This is a genomic window from Methanobrevibacter sp. UBA412, assembly GCA_002495685.1.
Lineage (GTDB): Archaea > Methanobacteriota > Methanobacteria > Methanobacteriales > Methanobacteriaceae > Methanobrevibacter_A > Methanobrevibacter_A acididurans.
Genome location: DAGJ01000011.1, coordinates 1 through 15,691 on the forward strand (window position 1 = coordinate 1; position 15,691 = coordinate 15,691).

At 26.3% G+C, this 15,691-nt stretch carries 12 protein-coding genes; 6 read left to right on the forward strand and 6 right to left on the reverse strand.

What is annotated here, in order from left to right:
* Positions 1–90: 90 nt before the first annotated feature.
* On the forward strand, positions 91–2,670 hold the full coding sequence (locus BP997_RS03140; protein ID WP_413828789.1) for a right-handed parallel beta-helix repeat-containing protein: 2,580 nt from the start codon (positions 91–93) through the stop codon (positions 2,668–2,670).
* Positions 2,671–2,809: 139 nt separating this feature from the next.
* Here the strand turns inward: BP997_RS03140 and BP997_RS03145 are convergent, their stop codons facing one another.
* Positions 2,810–3,139, reverse strand: coding sequence for a hypothetical protein (locus tag BP997_RS03145; RefSeq protein ID WP_413828791.1), 330 nt, complete (start codon positions 3,137–3,139; stop codon positions 2,810–2,812).
* Between the two features lie 243 nt (positions 3,140–3,382).
* On the opposite strand from BP997_RS03145, the gene BP997_RS03150 reads away from it, so the two are divergent.
* Entirely contained in the window at positions 3,383–3,538 is a 156-nt protein-coding gene (locus BP997_RS03150; RefSeq protein WP_413828793.1) for a hypothetical protein, read from the forward strand.
* A gap of 362 nt (positions 3,539–3,900) precedes the next feature.
* Here the strand turns inward: BP997_RS03150 and BP997_RS03155 are convergent, their stop codons facing one another.
* Positions 3,901–4,554 (reverse strand): queuosine precursor transporter, encoded by a 654-nt coding sequence (locus tag BP997_RS03155; protein WP_413828795.1) that lies wholly within the window; start codon positions 4,552–4,554, stop codon positions 3,901–3,903.
* 1,161 nt (positions 4,555–5,715) lie between these two features.
* On the opposite strand from BP997_RS03155, the gene BP997_RS03160 reads away from it, so the two are divergent.
* From BP997_RS03160 to BP997_RS03175, 4 genes are all read left to right on the forward strand, one after another.
* Entirely contained in the window at positions 5,716–6,891 is a 1,176-nt protein-coding gene (locus tag BP997_RS03160) for an iron-containing alcohol dehydrogenase (RefSeq protein ID WP_413828502.1), read from the forward strand.
* Between the two features lie 28 nt (positions 6,892–6,919).
* Positions 6,920–8,407 carry an aldehyde dehydrogenase family protein gene (locus BP997_RS03165; protein ID WP_413824419.1) on the forward strand — a complete coding sequence of 496 codons (1,488 nt, stop codon included), beginning with the start codon at positions 6,920–6,922 and terminating at the stop codon, positions 8,405–8,407.
* 258 nt (positions 8,408–8,665) lie between these two features.
* A complete protein-coding gene (gene npdG / locus BP997_RS03170) occupies positions 8,666–9,349 on the forward strand; it encodes an NADPH-dependent F420 reductase (protein WP_409199025.1) in 684 nt (227 codons plus the stop codon).
* Between the two features lie 313 nt (positions 9,350–9,662).
* The gene (locus BP997_RS03175) at positions 9,663–10,421 is read left to right on the forward strand and encodes an aspartate dehydrogenase (RefSeq protein ID WP_409199024.1); all 759 of its coding nucleotides are present in this window, start codon (positions 9,663–9,665) and stop codon (positions 10,419–10,421) included.
* 25 nt (positions 10,422–10,446) lie between these two features.
* Here BP997_RS03175 and BP997_RS03180 read toward each other — a convergent pair whose 3' ends face one another.
* The 4 genes from BP997_RS03180 to BP997_RS03195 form a co-directional block, all read right to left on the reverse strand.
* A complete protein-coding gene (locus BP997_RS03180; protein WP_409199023.1) occupies positions 10,447–12,003 on the reverse strand; it encodes a restriction endonuclease subunit S in 1,557 nt (518 codons plus the stop codon).
* A gap of 41 nt (positions 12,004–12,044) precedes the next feature.
* On the reverse strand, positions 12,045–13,502 hold the full coding sequence (locus BP997_RS03185) for an N-6 DNA methylase (protein ID WP_413824422.1): 1,458 nt from the start codon (positions 13,500–13,502) through the stop codon (positions 12,045–12,047).
* A 597-nt stretch (positions 13,503–14,099) separates the two neighbouring features.
* Positions 14,100–15,101: a MalY/PatB family protein gene (locus BP997_RS03190; RefSeq protein WP_413828797.1), complete on the reverse strand. Its 1,002-nt coding sequence runs from the start codon at positions 15,099–15,101 to the stop codon at positions 14,100–14,102.
* Positions 15,070–15,582, reverse strand: coding sequence for a nitroreductase family protein (locus tag BP997_RS03195; protein ID WP_409199020.1), 513 nt, complete (start codon positions 15,580–15,582; stop codon positions 15,070–15,072). Before BP997_RS03195 ends, BP997_RS03190 begins: the two co-directional genes overlap by 32 nt.
* Between the last annotated feature and the right edge of the window lie 109 nt (positions 15,583–15,691).

The window sequence follows — 15,691 nt, forward strand, 5'->3', positions numbered from 1 at the left end:
AAATAGGGTTTCTACAAAGCCATTTTGTTTAAATATTTAAACTACAAAAAATATTTTTTATCCAAATTCGGCATGAAGGAGGTGAAAATCGTGAAAAGTGAAAACTCTAAAGTAGACAAATGGATTCCTATATGTGTTGTGCTTATACTTAGTATGGTGTGTGCTGTGGCAATGGGATTTGCTTTTGCTGCGGATACTCCGAATGATTCAAGTGTGGATTTAGGGGACTCAAACACTGTTTTATCTACTAGTACTCAAATTAGCGATGTAGGGAATACATCAAGTACTGTAAATGATAATCTTAGTGATAACTCTAATTCTCAAAATGAAAATAATCAAGCCATAGATAATACAAATAATGCTTATTCTAATCAAGTATTATCTAGTATAAGTGAAGACCAATCTAATAATATTTATGTTGATGGATCCAATACCAATAATGGTAATGGTACATCAGATAATCCATATAATAATATTAAAGATGCTATTAATGCTGCTGAAGATGGTTCTACTATAATTATTGCTAATGGAACTTATATTATTCCTAAAATAATTATTGATAAGGATATAACCATTACTGGAGCTGATGATGCTACTGTAACTTTAACTGCTAAAGATTCTAATAATGGAAACTTCAAAGTTGTTGATGGTGGAATTTTAACCTTAAATAATCTAATTTTTACTGGTTTTAATTATAAGCCTGATGATGGTGTCTTTGTTAATGAAGGTTTGTTAAATATTATTAATTGTACTTTTATTGATAATAAACCATTCTACACTTATCTTATTAATAATAAAAAAAGTTTATCTATAATTAACTCAACTTTTATTAATAATAAAGCTTCTAGTAATGTAATTTTAAATAATAAAGGTGCAGATTTAACTATATCTGGTTCCAATTTTACTAATAGTTATGGTAATTATGGTGGTCTTATAAGTTCTTATTCAATTGTTAATATTGATTCTTCTTATTTTGAAAATAATTCTGCAAGTAATGGTGGTGTTATTTATAATTGGGAAGATGGTGAACTTACTATAAGTAATTCTGTATTTAATAATAATTGGGCTGAACATAATGCTGGAGTTATTTTTAATAATAATATTTTAAAGATAAATAATTCCAATTTTACTAATAATTATGTTTTAGGAACTTATATGGGTGGTGCTATTTATAATAATGATAATGCTGATTTAACTATTAAGGATTCAAATTTTATAAATAATACTGCTAATTCTGGAGCTGCAATTTACTCTAACTCTAAGGTTAATATAGATTCTAGTTTATTTGAAGATAATCATGCAAGTAAAAATGGTATTATTTACTTAGAAAAAATTAATGGTTTCATTATATCTAATTCTAAAATCATAAATAATGATAAATCTAGTGCTAGTGGAATATATTTAAGTAATTGTGAAAATGGAGACATTACAAATAATATTATTAGTAATAATAAAGGTAATGGGATTTATGCTTCTAATTGTGAAAACTTGAAAATTCTAGCTAATACTTTAACTAGTAATGGAAAGTTTGGAATTAAATTATACAAATCTAGTAAAGTTAGTATAAATTATAATAGAATTTATAATAATGTTAAAGGTGGAGTATATTTCAATAAAGGAACTGATAATAATGCTGATTCTAATTGGTGGGGTAATAATTCATTAATAGATAATGATATTTATGGTTTAACTGTAAATGATTATCTTACTGTTGAATTTAATAATGACACTGGTGATTATACTTTAATTTTCAGTTTAAATGGTACTAATATTAATGTTGATCCTAAATTCAGTCTTGATATTAATATAAGTGCTAAGGATAATGCAACTAATAAAACTAATGAAAGTAAAGCATATTTAGGTTTTGAAAAATCTAGTTTACCTATTGGTGGCATTTTCTTCATGTTAGATTCTTATGTTTCTAGTTTAATTGTAAATGAAGCTGAAGAAGTACCTGAACCAGAACCAGAACCTGAACCAGAACCTGAACCAGAACCTACTCCTGAGCCTACTCCAGATCCAGAACCAACACCAGATCCTGAACCTACTCCTGAGCCTGATCCTGAACCTGTTGTTCCTGAAACTCCAGTTATCCCAGATGTGCCTTTAGATGATGGTTCTAATGATGTAATTGGTGATGATAACAGTACTGATACTCCTGTTATTGATGATAATGTTCCTATTGAAGAAGCACCTTCTTCAGATGTAAATGAAGATAGTTCTTCTGATGAAGATAATACATCTTCTGATAATGATATTGTTATAGATTCTGGAATAAGTGATATTGTAAATAATGATGGTGTTACTGATTCTACTACTATAAATAATAATGTTTTAAATAGTAATGGATTCGATAGTAATGGTTATGATGCAAATGGATTCAATGCTGCTGGATATAATGCGGCAGGTTATGATGCAAATGGTTTAGATCGTAATGGTTTAACTGCTGCTCAAAATGCTGCTAATACTGCTCAAGCAAGTAATGTAGTATCTAGTACTAATAATGCAGTATCTAATAGTGGTAGTGAATCTAGAACTAATAGTTCATCTAGTTCTAATATTGAAACAACCACTACTTCTACTTCTGTTATGAGAAGAAGAAGATTTGAGGAAGAGTATGAATCTAATAAGGATGGAGATTTTGATAAAACTGATGAAAATGATAAGTAAGAAGGTTTAATATACTTTTTTCCTTTTTATTTTTTTTAGTTTTTTTTATTTTCTTTTTCCTTATTTTTTTAAAACAATAGTAATATTAATTATTATTTTATTATTACTTTTTTATTAAAAAAATAGTTATATGAATTGTTTATTTTAAATCAAAAATTGGTTTTAGTAAAGGGTTTTTCCCTACGAAAGTCATACAGTCAGATAATTGTTTTTGTTCTGCTAACTTCTCATCCATATTTAATAAATCATCTTTATAGTTTTCTTCTAATTTTAATATTTGGGAATTTTCAAAAAGTAAGTAATCTATTCTTTTATCTTCATAATTTTCTGTGTATATGCTTAATATTTCATTTATAAAATCAGGTATAGGTTCATTTAAGTGTGCTAGTTTGTTAATGTATTCTGTGGGTAAGTTTTTTATGTATTCTTCTTTTTCTTTGTTTATGCTTATTGTTTCTAGTATACTCATTTTTATTTTCCCCTTTTTTTTATACTATAATTATTTTATTTGTTTTTAATCTTTATTATTTTTTTACTTTTTTGTTGCTTAAGAAAACATTTAAATTTTGTTGTCAATAAAAGAATCAGGACATACTGCAGAAAAAAATATCCCTTAAAGATTATAAGATAAATTATCGTATAATGTGTATGAAATGTTAAGAAACATGAAGATGCACACAAAAAGATGATATGGGAAAAATTTTAGAAAAAATTGAAAAATCAGACATATTTAAATTTCACTAAATTTTTACCAAACTCTTCAATGAAAGAGGAAATTAAAGGTTTTGCAAGATTTATATGTGAAATAGAAAATTCAACAAGAAATATAAAAGTTTATGATTTGGAAAAAACTGTTAAAGATGGATAAAATTTAAATTTTGATTTTGTAATGTATGAATTTTGAACATTAAATAAATAATTAATTAGTATATTTTAATAACAATTAAATTAAACCACATGTAAAATGGTTTATATCGCTTTAAATTAATCATTAAATTAATTATTTTAAGTAGTGTTAAATATTATCATAATTTTATATTTGTAAATATAGATGCTGATATCTATAAATGATAAAAAATATAATAATTTAAATTAGAAAATATAAAACTTAAAAAATTAATTCTTTTGATAAAAATATTTTGTATTATCTTTAAAAAGTAAAAGGTTTTAGAAAATTAAAAAAGAAGAAAAAAAATAAAGGTGAATAATATTTCATCACCTTAAAAATTTTTATGTGCTTATAGTATCGTCTTTACTTGCCCATTTAACTGTTCTATTTGTAAATGGTTGAGCTAACACATTCCAGATTAACATTATAGTAAAGTGTACAAGTATCATTATTCCAATTTCAATAACTGGTACTTGTCCTATAAAGACTAATCCTATAAATATTATATTATCTAATAGTTCACCGAATGCTATTGCACCAATATTTTTAATTTGGGTGAATTTAGAATCTGTTCCACGGTTTACTATTGAGGTTAATCTTGCATTTACAAGGTTTCCTATAACATAACTAATGTAAGATGCAAGTAGTATTCTTGGTGTTTGAGTGAATACATATTCTATACTTGATTGTCCAGTATAATATCCTGGTCCTGGAATGATCATAGCAATTGTTGTTACTACAACAAATAGTAAGTTTGTTAATAATCCTAATACGATTGTTTTATGTGCAGCTTTTTCCCCGTAAACTTCTGTTATTACATTGGTTAATATGTAAACTAAAGGATAGATTAATACTCCTGCAGGTACATCTAATCCCCAAAATCCTAAGTTTAATATTTTCACTGTTATTACATTTGCAATTATGAAGCTTACACAGAATACTGTTATTATTATAATTTTTTTGTCTGTATAATCGAAATTTGTATTTAAATTCATGATTTTTTATTCCTTTATCCTAATTATTTTTTTAATTAATTTATTTTTAATTATTGTAAAGTTAATTTTACAGTTATTATTTTTTCTTTTTATATTATATATTTTTAAGTAAAATTTATAAATTTATAAATTTTGTTTACTGAATTTTTGGATAACTGTATGATTATTTTTTTATTTTTATACTTTGATGTTTTTTATTATACTTTATTTCATTTTATTTATATATTTGTTTAAAACTAATGGTAATCATTTTTTATTATTTTTTATTACTTTAATCTTTTGTCTATTAATACTTTGGCTAACTATATGATTTTATAAATATTTTTTAGCTAACTATTTAATTATTTATATTTTTTTATCTTTTACTGTTTTATGTTAAAAAATTGAGTTAATCATTATTTTAAATTTAGTATTATTCTATTATATTGAACCTATTTTTTAATAAAAAATTAAACAATTTAATACTTTAATTTAAGCTAATTATATAAATATATAATTGATTTTTACGATCTAAAATAAGATTTATATATGATGAAATTTCAATTTAATACTTTTTTCGTGAGATTAATGATTTAAACTTATTAACCTTACTTTAATTTATAAAAATTGTAAAGTTAAGATAAAGAGTAATATTATTAATTTTAGGTACAATTATTTTATTTTAATAATAAAACTTTTTATTATTTTAATGAAATATTAAATTTAAATGGTTTTAGATTTTAAATTTAATTTAGTAAATAATACTTTATAATAGTAAAAATATTACTATTATACAATATATTATAAAAATCTAAAATCACTATACATATAACTATTAAATTTTAAGCTAAGTATTAAAATAAATAATCGCATTTTGGAGTTTAAAAAAACCTTTATATACTCAATAAAGCATACTTATTATTACATATAATTAAATAAAAAAAACTCAAAAACCAAAGTAGAAAAAAATGATCTTCTATCAAATTCCTAACCACAAAATTAACTCAAAAAAAAGTTGATTTTGTTGATAAAAGAAAAATTTTAAAAAATCAACTACCATAAAAAAAATTTTTGAGTAAAAATTTTTATTTTAATTATATTCCAAAAAAATCCCAAGAAAAACCTAAAAAGTTTTTCCCAGGAAAAAAATGAGTTCTAAATATATTAAGGAGGAAATAAAAAATGATGAGATTCTGTATACCAAGAGATTGCTACCTTGGAGACGACGCATTAGAAATATTAAAAGATATTGAAGGAGAAAAATGTTTAATAGTCATCGGTGGAGGATCCGTAAAAAGAAACGGAACACTCGGTAAAATCGAAGACTACTTAAAAGAAGCAGGAATCGAAACTAAATTATTCGAAGGAGTAGAATCCAACCCTTCAGTTGAAACAGTAGAAAAAGGTGCAAAAATAATGCAAGATTGGGAACCAGACTGGATTATAGGTCTTGGTGGAGGTTCACCAATAGATGCAGCAAAAGCAATGTGGATATTCTACGAATACCCAGACCTCACTTTCGAAGAAGCATGTGTACCATTCGGCCTACCTAAACTCAGAAACAAAGCACACTTCATAGGAATCGGAACCACCAGTGGAACCGGTACTGAAGTAACAGCATTCAGTGTAATCACAGATTACAAAACAGGTATTAAATGGCCTATAGCAGATTTCGAAGTAACCCCAGATATAGCTATTATCGACCCAGAATTAGTAAGATCAATGCCAACAAAATTAGTCGCACACACAGGTATGGATGCATTAACTCACGCTATCGAAGCATATACTGCAGCAACTCACCAACCATTCGCAGACCCATTAGCATTAGATGCAATTAAAAAAGTATTAACATTCTTACCAGACTCCTATGCTGGAGACATGGAAGCACGTGAACAAATGCACTATGCACAAGCAGAAGCAGGTATAGCATTTTCCAACGGATTACTCGGTATTGTACACTCATTAGCACATAAAACTGGTGTAATATTTGAAAAAGAAATACCACATGGATGTGCAAACGCAATATACTTACCATATGCAACACGTTTCAATGCAAATGATGATCCAACAAGATATGTAGAAATAGGTCACTACTTAGGAATGACCGGAACTGATGATGAAATTGTAGATGAAATCTGTGCAAAAGTAATCGAATATAACAAAAAATTAAGCATACCAACAAGCTTACAAGAATACGGAATTCCTGAAGATGAATACAAAGCAAAACGTGATGAAATCGCAGAAAACGCTATGGGAGATGCATGTACAGGAGCAAACCCAAGAGAAATGACTGCAGACTTATTCAAAAAAGTTTTAGATAGTATTTACTACGGAAAATTAGATGAATTAGATTACTAAATGTAATAAAATAAGGAAGGAATTAAATATGGTAAAAAACCCAGCAGCAGATAATTATAAATTATACATAGATGGTAAATGGCAAGATGCATCAGATGGTGAAACATTTGATACATTCAGCCCAGCAAATGGTGAAAAATTATCCACATGTGCAGAAGCAACAAAAGAAGATGTTGATAAAGCAGTAAAAGCAGCAAATGCAGCATTTGAAGATTGGAAAGCAGTAGAACCTATTGAAAGACAAGAAATCTTAATGAAAATTGCTGATATCATAGATGAAAATGAAGAAAAATTAGCAATGATTGAAACATTAGATAATGGTAAACCAATTAGAGAAAACAATGCTATAGATATGCCATTCAGTTCAGACCACTTCAGATACTTCGCAGGAGCAGTAAGAGCTGAAGAAGGATCTGCAACAATGTTAGATAATAATACATTATCCCTCATACTTCGTGAACCAATAGGAGTAGTAGGACAAATTGTACCATGGAACTTCCCATTCTTAATGGCAGCATGGAAATTAGCACCAGTTCTTGCAGCAGGATGTTGTACAGTATTCAAACCATCCAGTTCCACTCCATTAAGTGTACTTGAATTTGCTAAATTAACACAAAAAGTTATACCTAAAGGAGTATTTAATGTAATCACTGGTAAAGGTTCCAAATCTGGACAATACATTTTAGACCATCCTGATTTCAACAAATTAGCATTCACAGGTTCTACAGAAGTAGGTTGTGGAGTAGCTGATGCAAGTGCAGATAAATTAATCCCATGTACTCTTGAATTAGGTGGTAAATCAGCAAACATATTCTTTGATGATTGTAAATGGGATATGGCTATAGATGGATTACAATTAGGTATCCTCTTTAACCAAGGACAAGTATGTTGTGCAGGATCTCGTGTATTTGTACAAGAAGACATCTATGATAAATTCATTAAAGAAGCTGTAGATCAATTCAACAAAATAACTGTAGATATGCCATGGAAAGCAGACACTCAAATGGGTTCTCAAATCAATGAAAAACAAGTAGAAAAAATACTTGGATACATTGAAATTGGTAAAGAAGAAGGAGCAACAGTTGCATGCGGTGGAGAAAGATACACTGATGGACCTTTATCTAAAGGTGCATTTGTAAAACCAACACTTTTAACTGATGTAACTAACGATATGAGAGTAGCACAAGAAGAAATTTTCGGACCTGTAGCTGTAGTTCAAAAATTCAGTGATGAAGATGAAGTTATTAAATTAGCTAACGACAGTACATACGGACTTGGTGGTGCAGTATGGACACGTGATATTAACAAAGCAATGCGTGTTTGTCAAGGTATTCACACAGGACGTATGTGGGTAAACACTTATAATGCAATACCTGCTGGTGCACCATTTGGAGGTTGGAAACAATCTGGTATTGGTCGTGAAACCCATAAAGTTATCTTAGATCATTATACTCAAATGAAAAATATAATGATTAATTTATCCGAAAATCCATCTGGATTCTACCCTAAAAAATAAACAAATCAATACCAAAAAAATTAGTTAATAAAAAGGAATAAATAGAATTTTATTTGGAGAAAAATAAATTCTTTCCACAATAATTTTTTAATAAAATCAATTTTTTTCTCCAAATTTTCTTTTTATACTAAATTGAATTTTTCAAAAAAACCCTAAAAAATATTTAATAAAAAACATAATTTATTAATACCCCCTTTTTAAATATAATAAAATATATAATAATATCAAATTTCATAAATGTAAAGGAGAAAAATTTCTATGATTAGTGTAATTGGAGGAACTGGTCCTCAAGGATTAGGTATTGCTAAGAGATTAGCTATTGCTGGTGAACCTGTTATTGTTGGTTCTCGTAAAGAAGATAAAGCTTTAAAGATTGTTAAAGAAACTAAAGAAGAATTAAAAGATTATGATATTGCTGATATGACTGGTATGGCTAATGAAGATGCAGCAAAAGCAGGAGACATCCTTATACTTACTGTACCATTAGTAGCTCAAACCGCAACCTTAAAAACTATTAAACCATTCGTTGAAGGTAAAATCTTAATTGATGCTACAGCACCTTTAGAAGCAGCAATTGGTGGTAAAGCATCCTGTATTCTTGATGTATATGAAGGATCTGCAGCAGAAAGAACTGCACACATTCTTGCTGGATGTGATGTTAAAGTTATCGCAGCATTTAACAATATAAGTAACAGCCTATTATTAAACATCCCTAATGATATTGACTGTGATTGTTTAATGGCTGGTGATGATAAAGAAGCTAAAGCCGCTGCAAAAGAAATCATTAACAAATTACCTGGAGTAAGAGTAATTGATGTTGGTAAACTTGAAAAAGCACATTTAATTGAAACAATAACACCATTACTTATTGGATTAAACATTAAATACAAATCCCAATTCGGTGGAATACGTATAACAGGAATACCAAAACTTGATGAATAATAAAAAATTTTTCATGATTAAAAGAAAATAAAAGTTATTAGTTAGAAAGAAATTTTATCCTTTATAAAAAAATCATACCTTTATATAAAAACTTTAAATTTCAAAATAAGTCACCTCTTATTTTATTAAAAAATAGAAAAAAATTTTATTACTAAAAAAACTTTTTTCTAACTTTAACTATTTTCTTTTATAAAAAAATTTTAGAAAAAAACTATTTTTTTCAAATATTATAAAAATTAACACCTTAACCATTATAAATACATATTACAATTTCTTTATTAAAATTAAAAACAAGATTAAAGCGGGATTAAATATGAAAGTTGGAGTAATTGGATGTGGAGCTATAGCTAATATCATAATAGATCACATTCAACCTAAAGACAATATTGAGTTTAAATATTTCTTTGATAAGGACACTGAAAAAGCTGAAGAGTTAACTGAAAAAACTAATGGTATTTTGTGTGAAAACTTATCTGAAATGTTAAATGATGTTGATTTAGTATTAGAAGCAGCATCTCAAGAATTTCTTAAACAATATGGTGTAGAAATTGTTAAACATGCCAATCTTATGAATATGAGTATTGGTGCATTAATGGACGAAAAGTTTAGAAAAGAATTGATTCAAACTAGTAAAAATAATCATACTAATATTTATGCTCCATCTGGTGCTGTGATTGGTGTTGATGGTTTAAAAGCTGCTTGTATTGGTGAGATTTCTAGTTTAACTTTAACTACTCGTAAGTCACCTAAATCTTTAGGGATAGAAACTGATAAATGTGAAACATTATTTAAAGGTAAAGCTTCTGAAGCGGTAGTTAAGTATCCTAAAAATATGAATGTGGCTGCTACACTTAGTTTATCATGTAAAAGAGATATTGATGTTGAAGTAATTGTTGATCCTAGTGTGGATCGAAATATTCATGAAGTTCATGCTATTGGTAGCTTTGGTGAATTTAAAACTATTACATGTAATCAACCAATTAAAGCTAACCCTAAAACTAGTGAACTTGCTGCTTTATCTGCTATTAAAAAATTAAAAAGTTTAAATAAACAATTTCATGTTGGAACTTAAGTGAAACTTTTTTTTTAAACTTTCTTTACATTATTATTTTTTTAAGATTATTATTTAAATTATTATTTTTAAATTTTTTTTCATAATTTTTTAAAAGCTTCACAATTCTTTCTTGTTCTTCTACTGGTGGTATTGGTATTAAATATTCTTTAATAAAGTTAACACCAAAATAGGATTTATTTATTGATTTTGTATAATTTCTAATATTTGATTCTGCTAATTTTAGAATGTAGTATAAGAATTCCATATTTTGGTTAGGTAGGTATGGTTTGAATAGTATTATGTTTCTCATTCCTATATCCATATCTTCTTTTAATAATTGGGGGTTTCCAATGTTTCCCATGTTTGCAAATAGTATATTATTTTTTTCAATTTTAAGGTTTTTACTTACTTTTTCATAATCTTTTTCTGTAATATATTTAATATCATTAAAATCAATATGATCCTCTTTTAAATTCTGACTTGTAATGTAAGGGTAACCTTTATTAACATATTTTGGTGATTTATGAGCACCATAACGAATATCTACATAATTGTATAATCTAGTCCAACACCAATTACTTGGTATTGATAAAGGTAGGAAATTATCTAATAAGTACTCCTCTTTTTGACTTACTTTTTCATAGTAATGATCATCTATACGAACAATTAAAGATTCCTTATCCATAGGTTTAATTTTTTTATCTTTAATTAACTTATTTTTAACTTCTCTAATATCTTCTAAGAGTTGGATAGCAGATTTATCCTCATGGTTCTGTTTTGTTAATTTACCACTTAATCCGGTAGTTAATAGGGAGTATCTCATTTCATTAAAAATATTTTCATTTAAATTATCTAATTTTTTTTGATAATATTGATAATTTTTTAAATCATTTCCTAAACTATCTAATTTTTTCACAATACGGTATTGTTCTTCTATTGGAGGTAATGGGACGAATATTTCATAAAGATTAGATTTATTTAATTTTGGAACATTAGATCCACTTATAAATCCACATAATCTTAAATTAACTGCATTTAAATAATACATTAAGTATCTGTTTAATGCTGGTTTAAAATCTAAAACATGTACATGTTTATTAGCCGTAAATCGTCCGTTAACTGTGAAAGCATAATTTTTTTCTGTTTCAAAAACATTACTATCTTCTGCAACTAAAAGAAAATCATCATCATAAATATAATCAGTTAAATAATCAATAACACCATTAGGTCCATAATATGGATAATTATTTAATTGATTTTTTCTACCATTTTTACTTATAGATTTTCTCATTCGGTAATAATCTTGAACAATAGTTCCTAATCTAACCCAATACCAACTTTCTGGTATTTTAAATGGTAAAATATCTTCAATATTTCGTGTTTTTATCCCATTTATTGATTCATAATAAGAATTGTTTCTTTTATAAATATAAGATTGGGTGGAATCTGTTTTTATAATTTTATCATGAATTAATTTTTTCTTTTTTTCTAAAATTTCTTCAATTAATTTTTCGGCAGGTGTATCGTTTTTGTTTTGTTTAACTAATTGGCCGGTTACTGCTGATTTTAGAATTGAAAATTTTAAATCATTGTAAAGCATGAAAAATCTATCCCTTTATCTATTTTATTATTTAAAATTCATTATTCTTCTTTATTTAACTCATTTTTAATGTTTTTTAAAGCTTTATTAATTTCTTTAGAGTATTCTTCGGTTTTTTCTAAGTAATTATCTATTAATTCTTCAGGAGGTAGGGAATTTTTAACATATGGTATATTACAATAATTTAACCGGTATTCATTTAATTTAATTTCATCTATACTGCATTTTTTTGCTTTATAATTACCATTTACTTCTATTTCATGCTTATTTTCAATCCATGATTCTATTTCTTTAAAATGTTTTAATTCTATTGGATTATTTAAACTAAAACTTTTATATCCTTCAGGTAAGTCTAAACGGTAGAACCATGTTTTTTTGGTTGTTCCATTATTACAGAAAAATAATATATTTGTTTTTACATTTGAGTAAGGTGCAAATACTGTAGGGGGTAATCTTATTATTGTATGTAAGTTGAATTTTTTAAATAATTTTTCTTTTATTTGTCTTTTGTTTACTCCTGTTTCTGTGAAGAAATCATCAGACATTATAATTGCTGCTTGTCCATAATCATCTAAGTATTCCATTGCTAATTCTAGGAAATTATCTTCTAATTTTTTGTTTTCTAAGATTTCATGTTCCCAATCAGTATCAGTTGATCCTTCAAATGGAGGGTTTAAGACTATTGTTTTGAATTTTTTATCTGATAATAAGTTTAATGTTTTATCCTCAAATGCATCTTGATGATATATGTGGGGTTCGTTTATTCCATGTAATAGTAAGTTTATAATACATAAAATGTAAAATGTTGAATTTTTTTCTATACCATATATTGAATTAACAAATTTTTCATAGTCTTCTTTGCTTTCTATTTGTTTAGATTGAAGTTCAAGTATTGAATTTAATAATCCACCTGTTCCACAACAGAAATCCATTACATCATTACCAATTTTTGGGTTTAAAGTTTCTGCTATGAAGTCACATATACCTATAGGTGTGAAGAATTCTTTTGTTCCTGTGTTTCTAAATAAATCCATTAAATTTTCTTTAAATTCATGTGCGATTTGATCGCACTCTACTTTATTACTTAACTTTATACTGTTTAATTCAATTATAACAGCTTTAAATATGTATCCATCTTTAGAATAGTTTTTAATGTCCTTTACTGTATAGTATACAATTTTTTCGTGCATTGGACTATTTTTTTTGCATTCAATTTTTTTTAAAGAAGGTATTAATTCTTCATTTATAAATTTAAGTAATTCTCTTCCAGTTAAACTAGAATCATCTTCTAAGTTTATAGTCCAATTTCTCCATCGATATTTTTCAGGGATCACTGATTTATATTGAGGATTTAATGCTTCTCTTTCTTTTTCTTTATAATCATATACTTTGAGGAATAGTAACCATGATAATTGTCTGATTATTTGTTTGTTAGATATTGTCCCTGGATCATCATGCATAAGTTTTTGGACATTTTTTAAAAATCCTTTTAATACCATTTTTTTTATACCTATTTTTTTATTTTTTAAAAAAATTTGTTTTATCCCATTTTTGATTTTTTTTAAAGTTTAATTGTGTAATGTTTTATTTCTCTTAACTAATAAATCTTTATATTTTATGTTTAAAATTTTAAGTTTATTAAATTAATTTCACAATACTTAGTTTATTAAATTGAACATTTTTTAATTATTAATTATTTTTATAATTTTTTAATTAAAACTATAATGATTTATCATTATGTTTAAAATCTTATAATAACTAATTTATATAAGCATTAGTTTAAAATACATTCAAAAAACAATTTTTTTAAATGAAAAAATTAATAAAAATATTAATAAAAATTATAAAAAATAAAAACATTAATAAAAATGTCCATAAATCTAAATAAAAGAAATATATTTAAAATTATTATCCTAAAATACCTTTTTTCAATCTATTCAATCCATCTTTTAATTGGGGTTCTGGACAAGCTATATTCATTCTTAAGAATTTATCCCCATTTTCACCAAAAATTATTCCAGGAGAAAGATATAATCCACTTTTTTTAAGGATTTTATCTGATAATTCAGTTGAATTAATGTTTAATTCATGGCAATCTAACCATAATAAGTAAGTGGCATCACAGGAACTAATTTAATACTAGGTAATTCCTTTTTTAAGAAATCCTCCACAATTATTTTATTTTCTAATAATGTATTCTTTAATTGGTTTAACCATTCTCTACATTGGGTATAAGCTGTAATTGTAGCTTCTACACTTAAAATATTAGGTTCTGAAGAAAAATCCGCATATAATTGTTGACTTACTTTCAGATTCAATTCCTTATTTTTAATATATACCATTGCACTTTGGATTCCAGCTATATTAAATGTTTTACTAGGAGATATACAAGTAATACTATTATCTACTATGGAACTAGCTAGTGATGCAAATGGAGTATAAGTTTTACCTGGATATGTTAAGTCGCAATGAATTTCATCTGATACTAATATTACATTGTACTTTTCACATAAAGATCCTATTTTTTCTAAATCATTTTTCCCCCAAATTTTACCAATTGGGTTGTGGGGGTTACATAGTAACATTAAACTTGTTTTAGGATTTTTTAATTTATTTTCTAAATCTTTAAAATTTATACTGTATTCGTAATTTTTATAAGTTAATTTGTTTTCTAAAACTTTTCGATTATTATTTAATATTACATTAAAGAATGCATTGTATACAGGTGTTTGAATTACAATATTATCAAGGGGTTTAGTTAATTTCCGTATTATACTTATTATTGAAGGCATTACTCCTCTTGCATATAATAATTCTTCTTTTTTCATTTTAATATGATAATTATCCTCCCACCATTGAATATAAGATTCATATAATTCATTGGGGACTGTTGTGTATCCATAAATAGGGTGGTTTATTCTTTTTTTTAGGGATTCTTGTATTTCAGAGGCAGTTTTAAAGTCCATATCAGCTACCCACATTGGAAGTTCAGATTCTATTGAATCCCATTTTAATGAATTAGTATTATCTCTATTAATCACTGTTGTGAAATCGTAATTATTTTTTTCAGTATTTTTCATAGTGTATTCTTGTTTCATCATATTTGTCCATGAATTTATTTTCTAATCCGTCTGCAGGGTAGCCTAAGGATATTATACAGAATGGTTTTATGTTTTCATTTAAATTGAAAAGTTCTCTTATTTTTTCCATTTTTTCATCAGTTGGTGCTACTCCATTCCATAGTCCGCCTAAGTTTAGGTTACATGCTTCCAGTAACATGTTTTCTGCTGCCGCACTCATATCTTGTTGCCAATGCTTTTTATAGAATGCTCGTTCTATATTTGCTATTAGTACTATTGCTACTTGTGAATTTGTAACTCTTGGACATGTTTCTCCAATTGCTTTTAGGGTATCTTTATTCTTAACTACTATAAATTCCCAGGGTTCTGCTCCTAGTCTGCTTCCTGGAGCTTGCATTCCTGCTTTTAATATTTTTTCTACTTTTTCATCTTCTACTTTTTGGTTTGAATATTCTCGTATGCTTCTTCTTGTTTTTATTATTTCTTCTAAATCTGCCATTATATCAAGTACTCCATTTACTTATAATTTAATTTTTATTTAAATTAAAGTTTTTCTATTAAAAAATGTATTTTTTTTTTTAAATAAAAAAATGAAAAAAAATATATAT

Bases quoted from the DNA above. Each gene is read 5' to 3' on its own strand.
- BP997_RS03145 (WP_413828791.1), bottom strand. From the start codon at position 3,139: ATGAGTATACTAGAAACAATAAGCATAAACAAAGAAAAAGAAGAATAC.
- BP997_RS03155 (WP_413828795.1), bottom strand. From the start codon at position 4,554: ATGAATTTAAATACAAATTTCGATTATACAGACAAAAAAATTATAATA.
- BP997_RS03160 (WP_413828502.1), top strand. From the start codon at position 5,716: ATGATGAGATTCTGTATACCAAGAGATTGCTACCTTGGAGACGACGCA.
- BP997_RS03165 (WP_413824419.1), top strand. From the start codon at position 6,920: ATGGTAAAAAACCCAGCAGCAGATAATTATAAATTATACATAGATGGT.
- npdG (WP_409199025.1), top strand. From the start codon at position 8,666: ATGATTAGTGTAATTGGAGGAACTGGTCCTCAAGGATTAGGTATTGCT.
- BP997_RS03175 (WP_409199024.1), top strand. From the start codon at position 9,663: ATGAAAGTTGGAGTAATTGGATGTGGAGCTATAGCTAATATCATAATA.
- BP997_RS03180 (WP_409199023.1), bottom strand. From the start codon at position 12,003: ATGCTTTACAATGATTTAAAATTTTCAATTCTAAAATCAGCAGTAACC.
- BP997_RS03185 (WP_413824422.1), bottom strand. From the start codon at position 13,502: ATGGTATTAAAAGGATTTTTAAAAAATGTCCAAAAACTTATGCATGAT.
- BP997_RS03190 (WP_413828797.1), bottom strand. From the start codon at position 15,101: ATGAAACAAGAATACACTATGAAAAATACTGAAAAAAATAATTACGAT.
- BP997_RS03195 (WP_409199020.1), bottom strand. From the start codon at position 15,582: ATGGCAGATTTAGAAGAAATAATAAAAACAAGAAGAAGCATACGAGAA.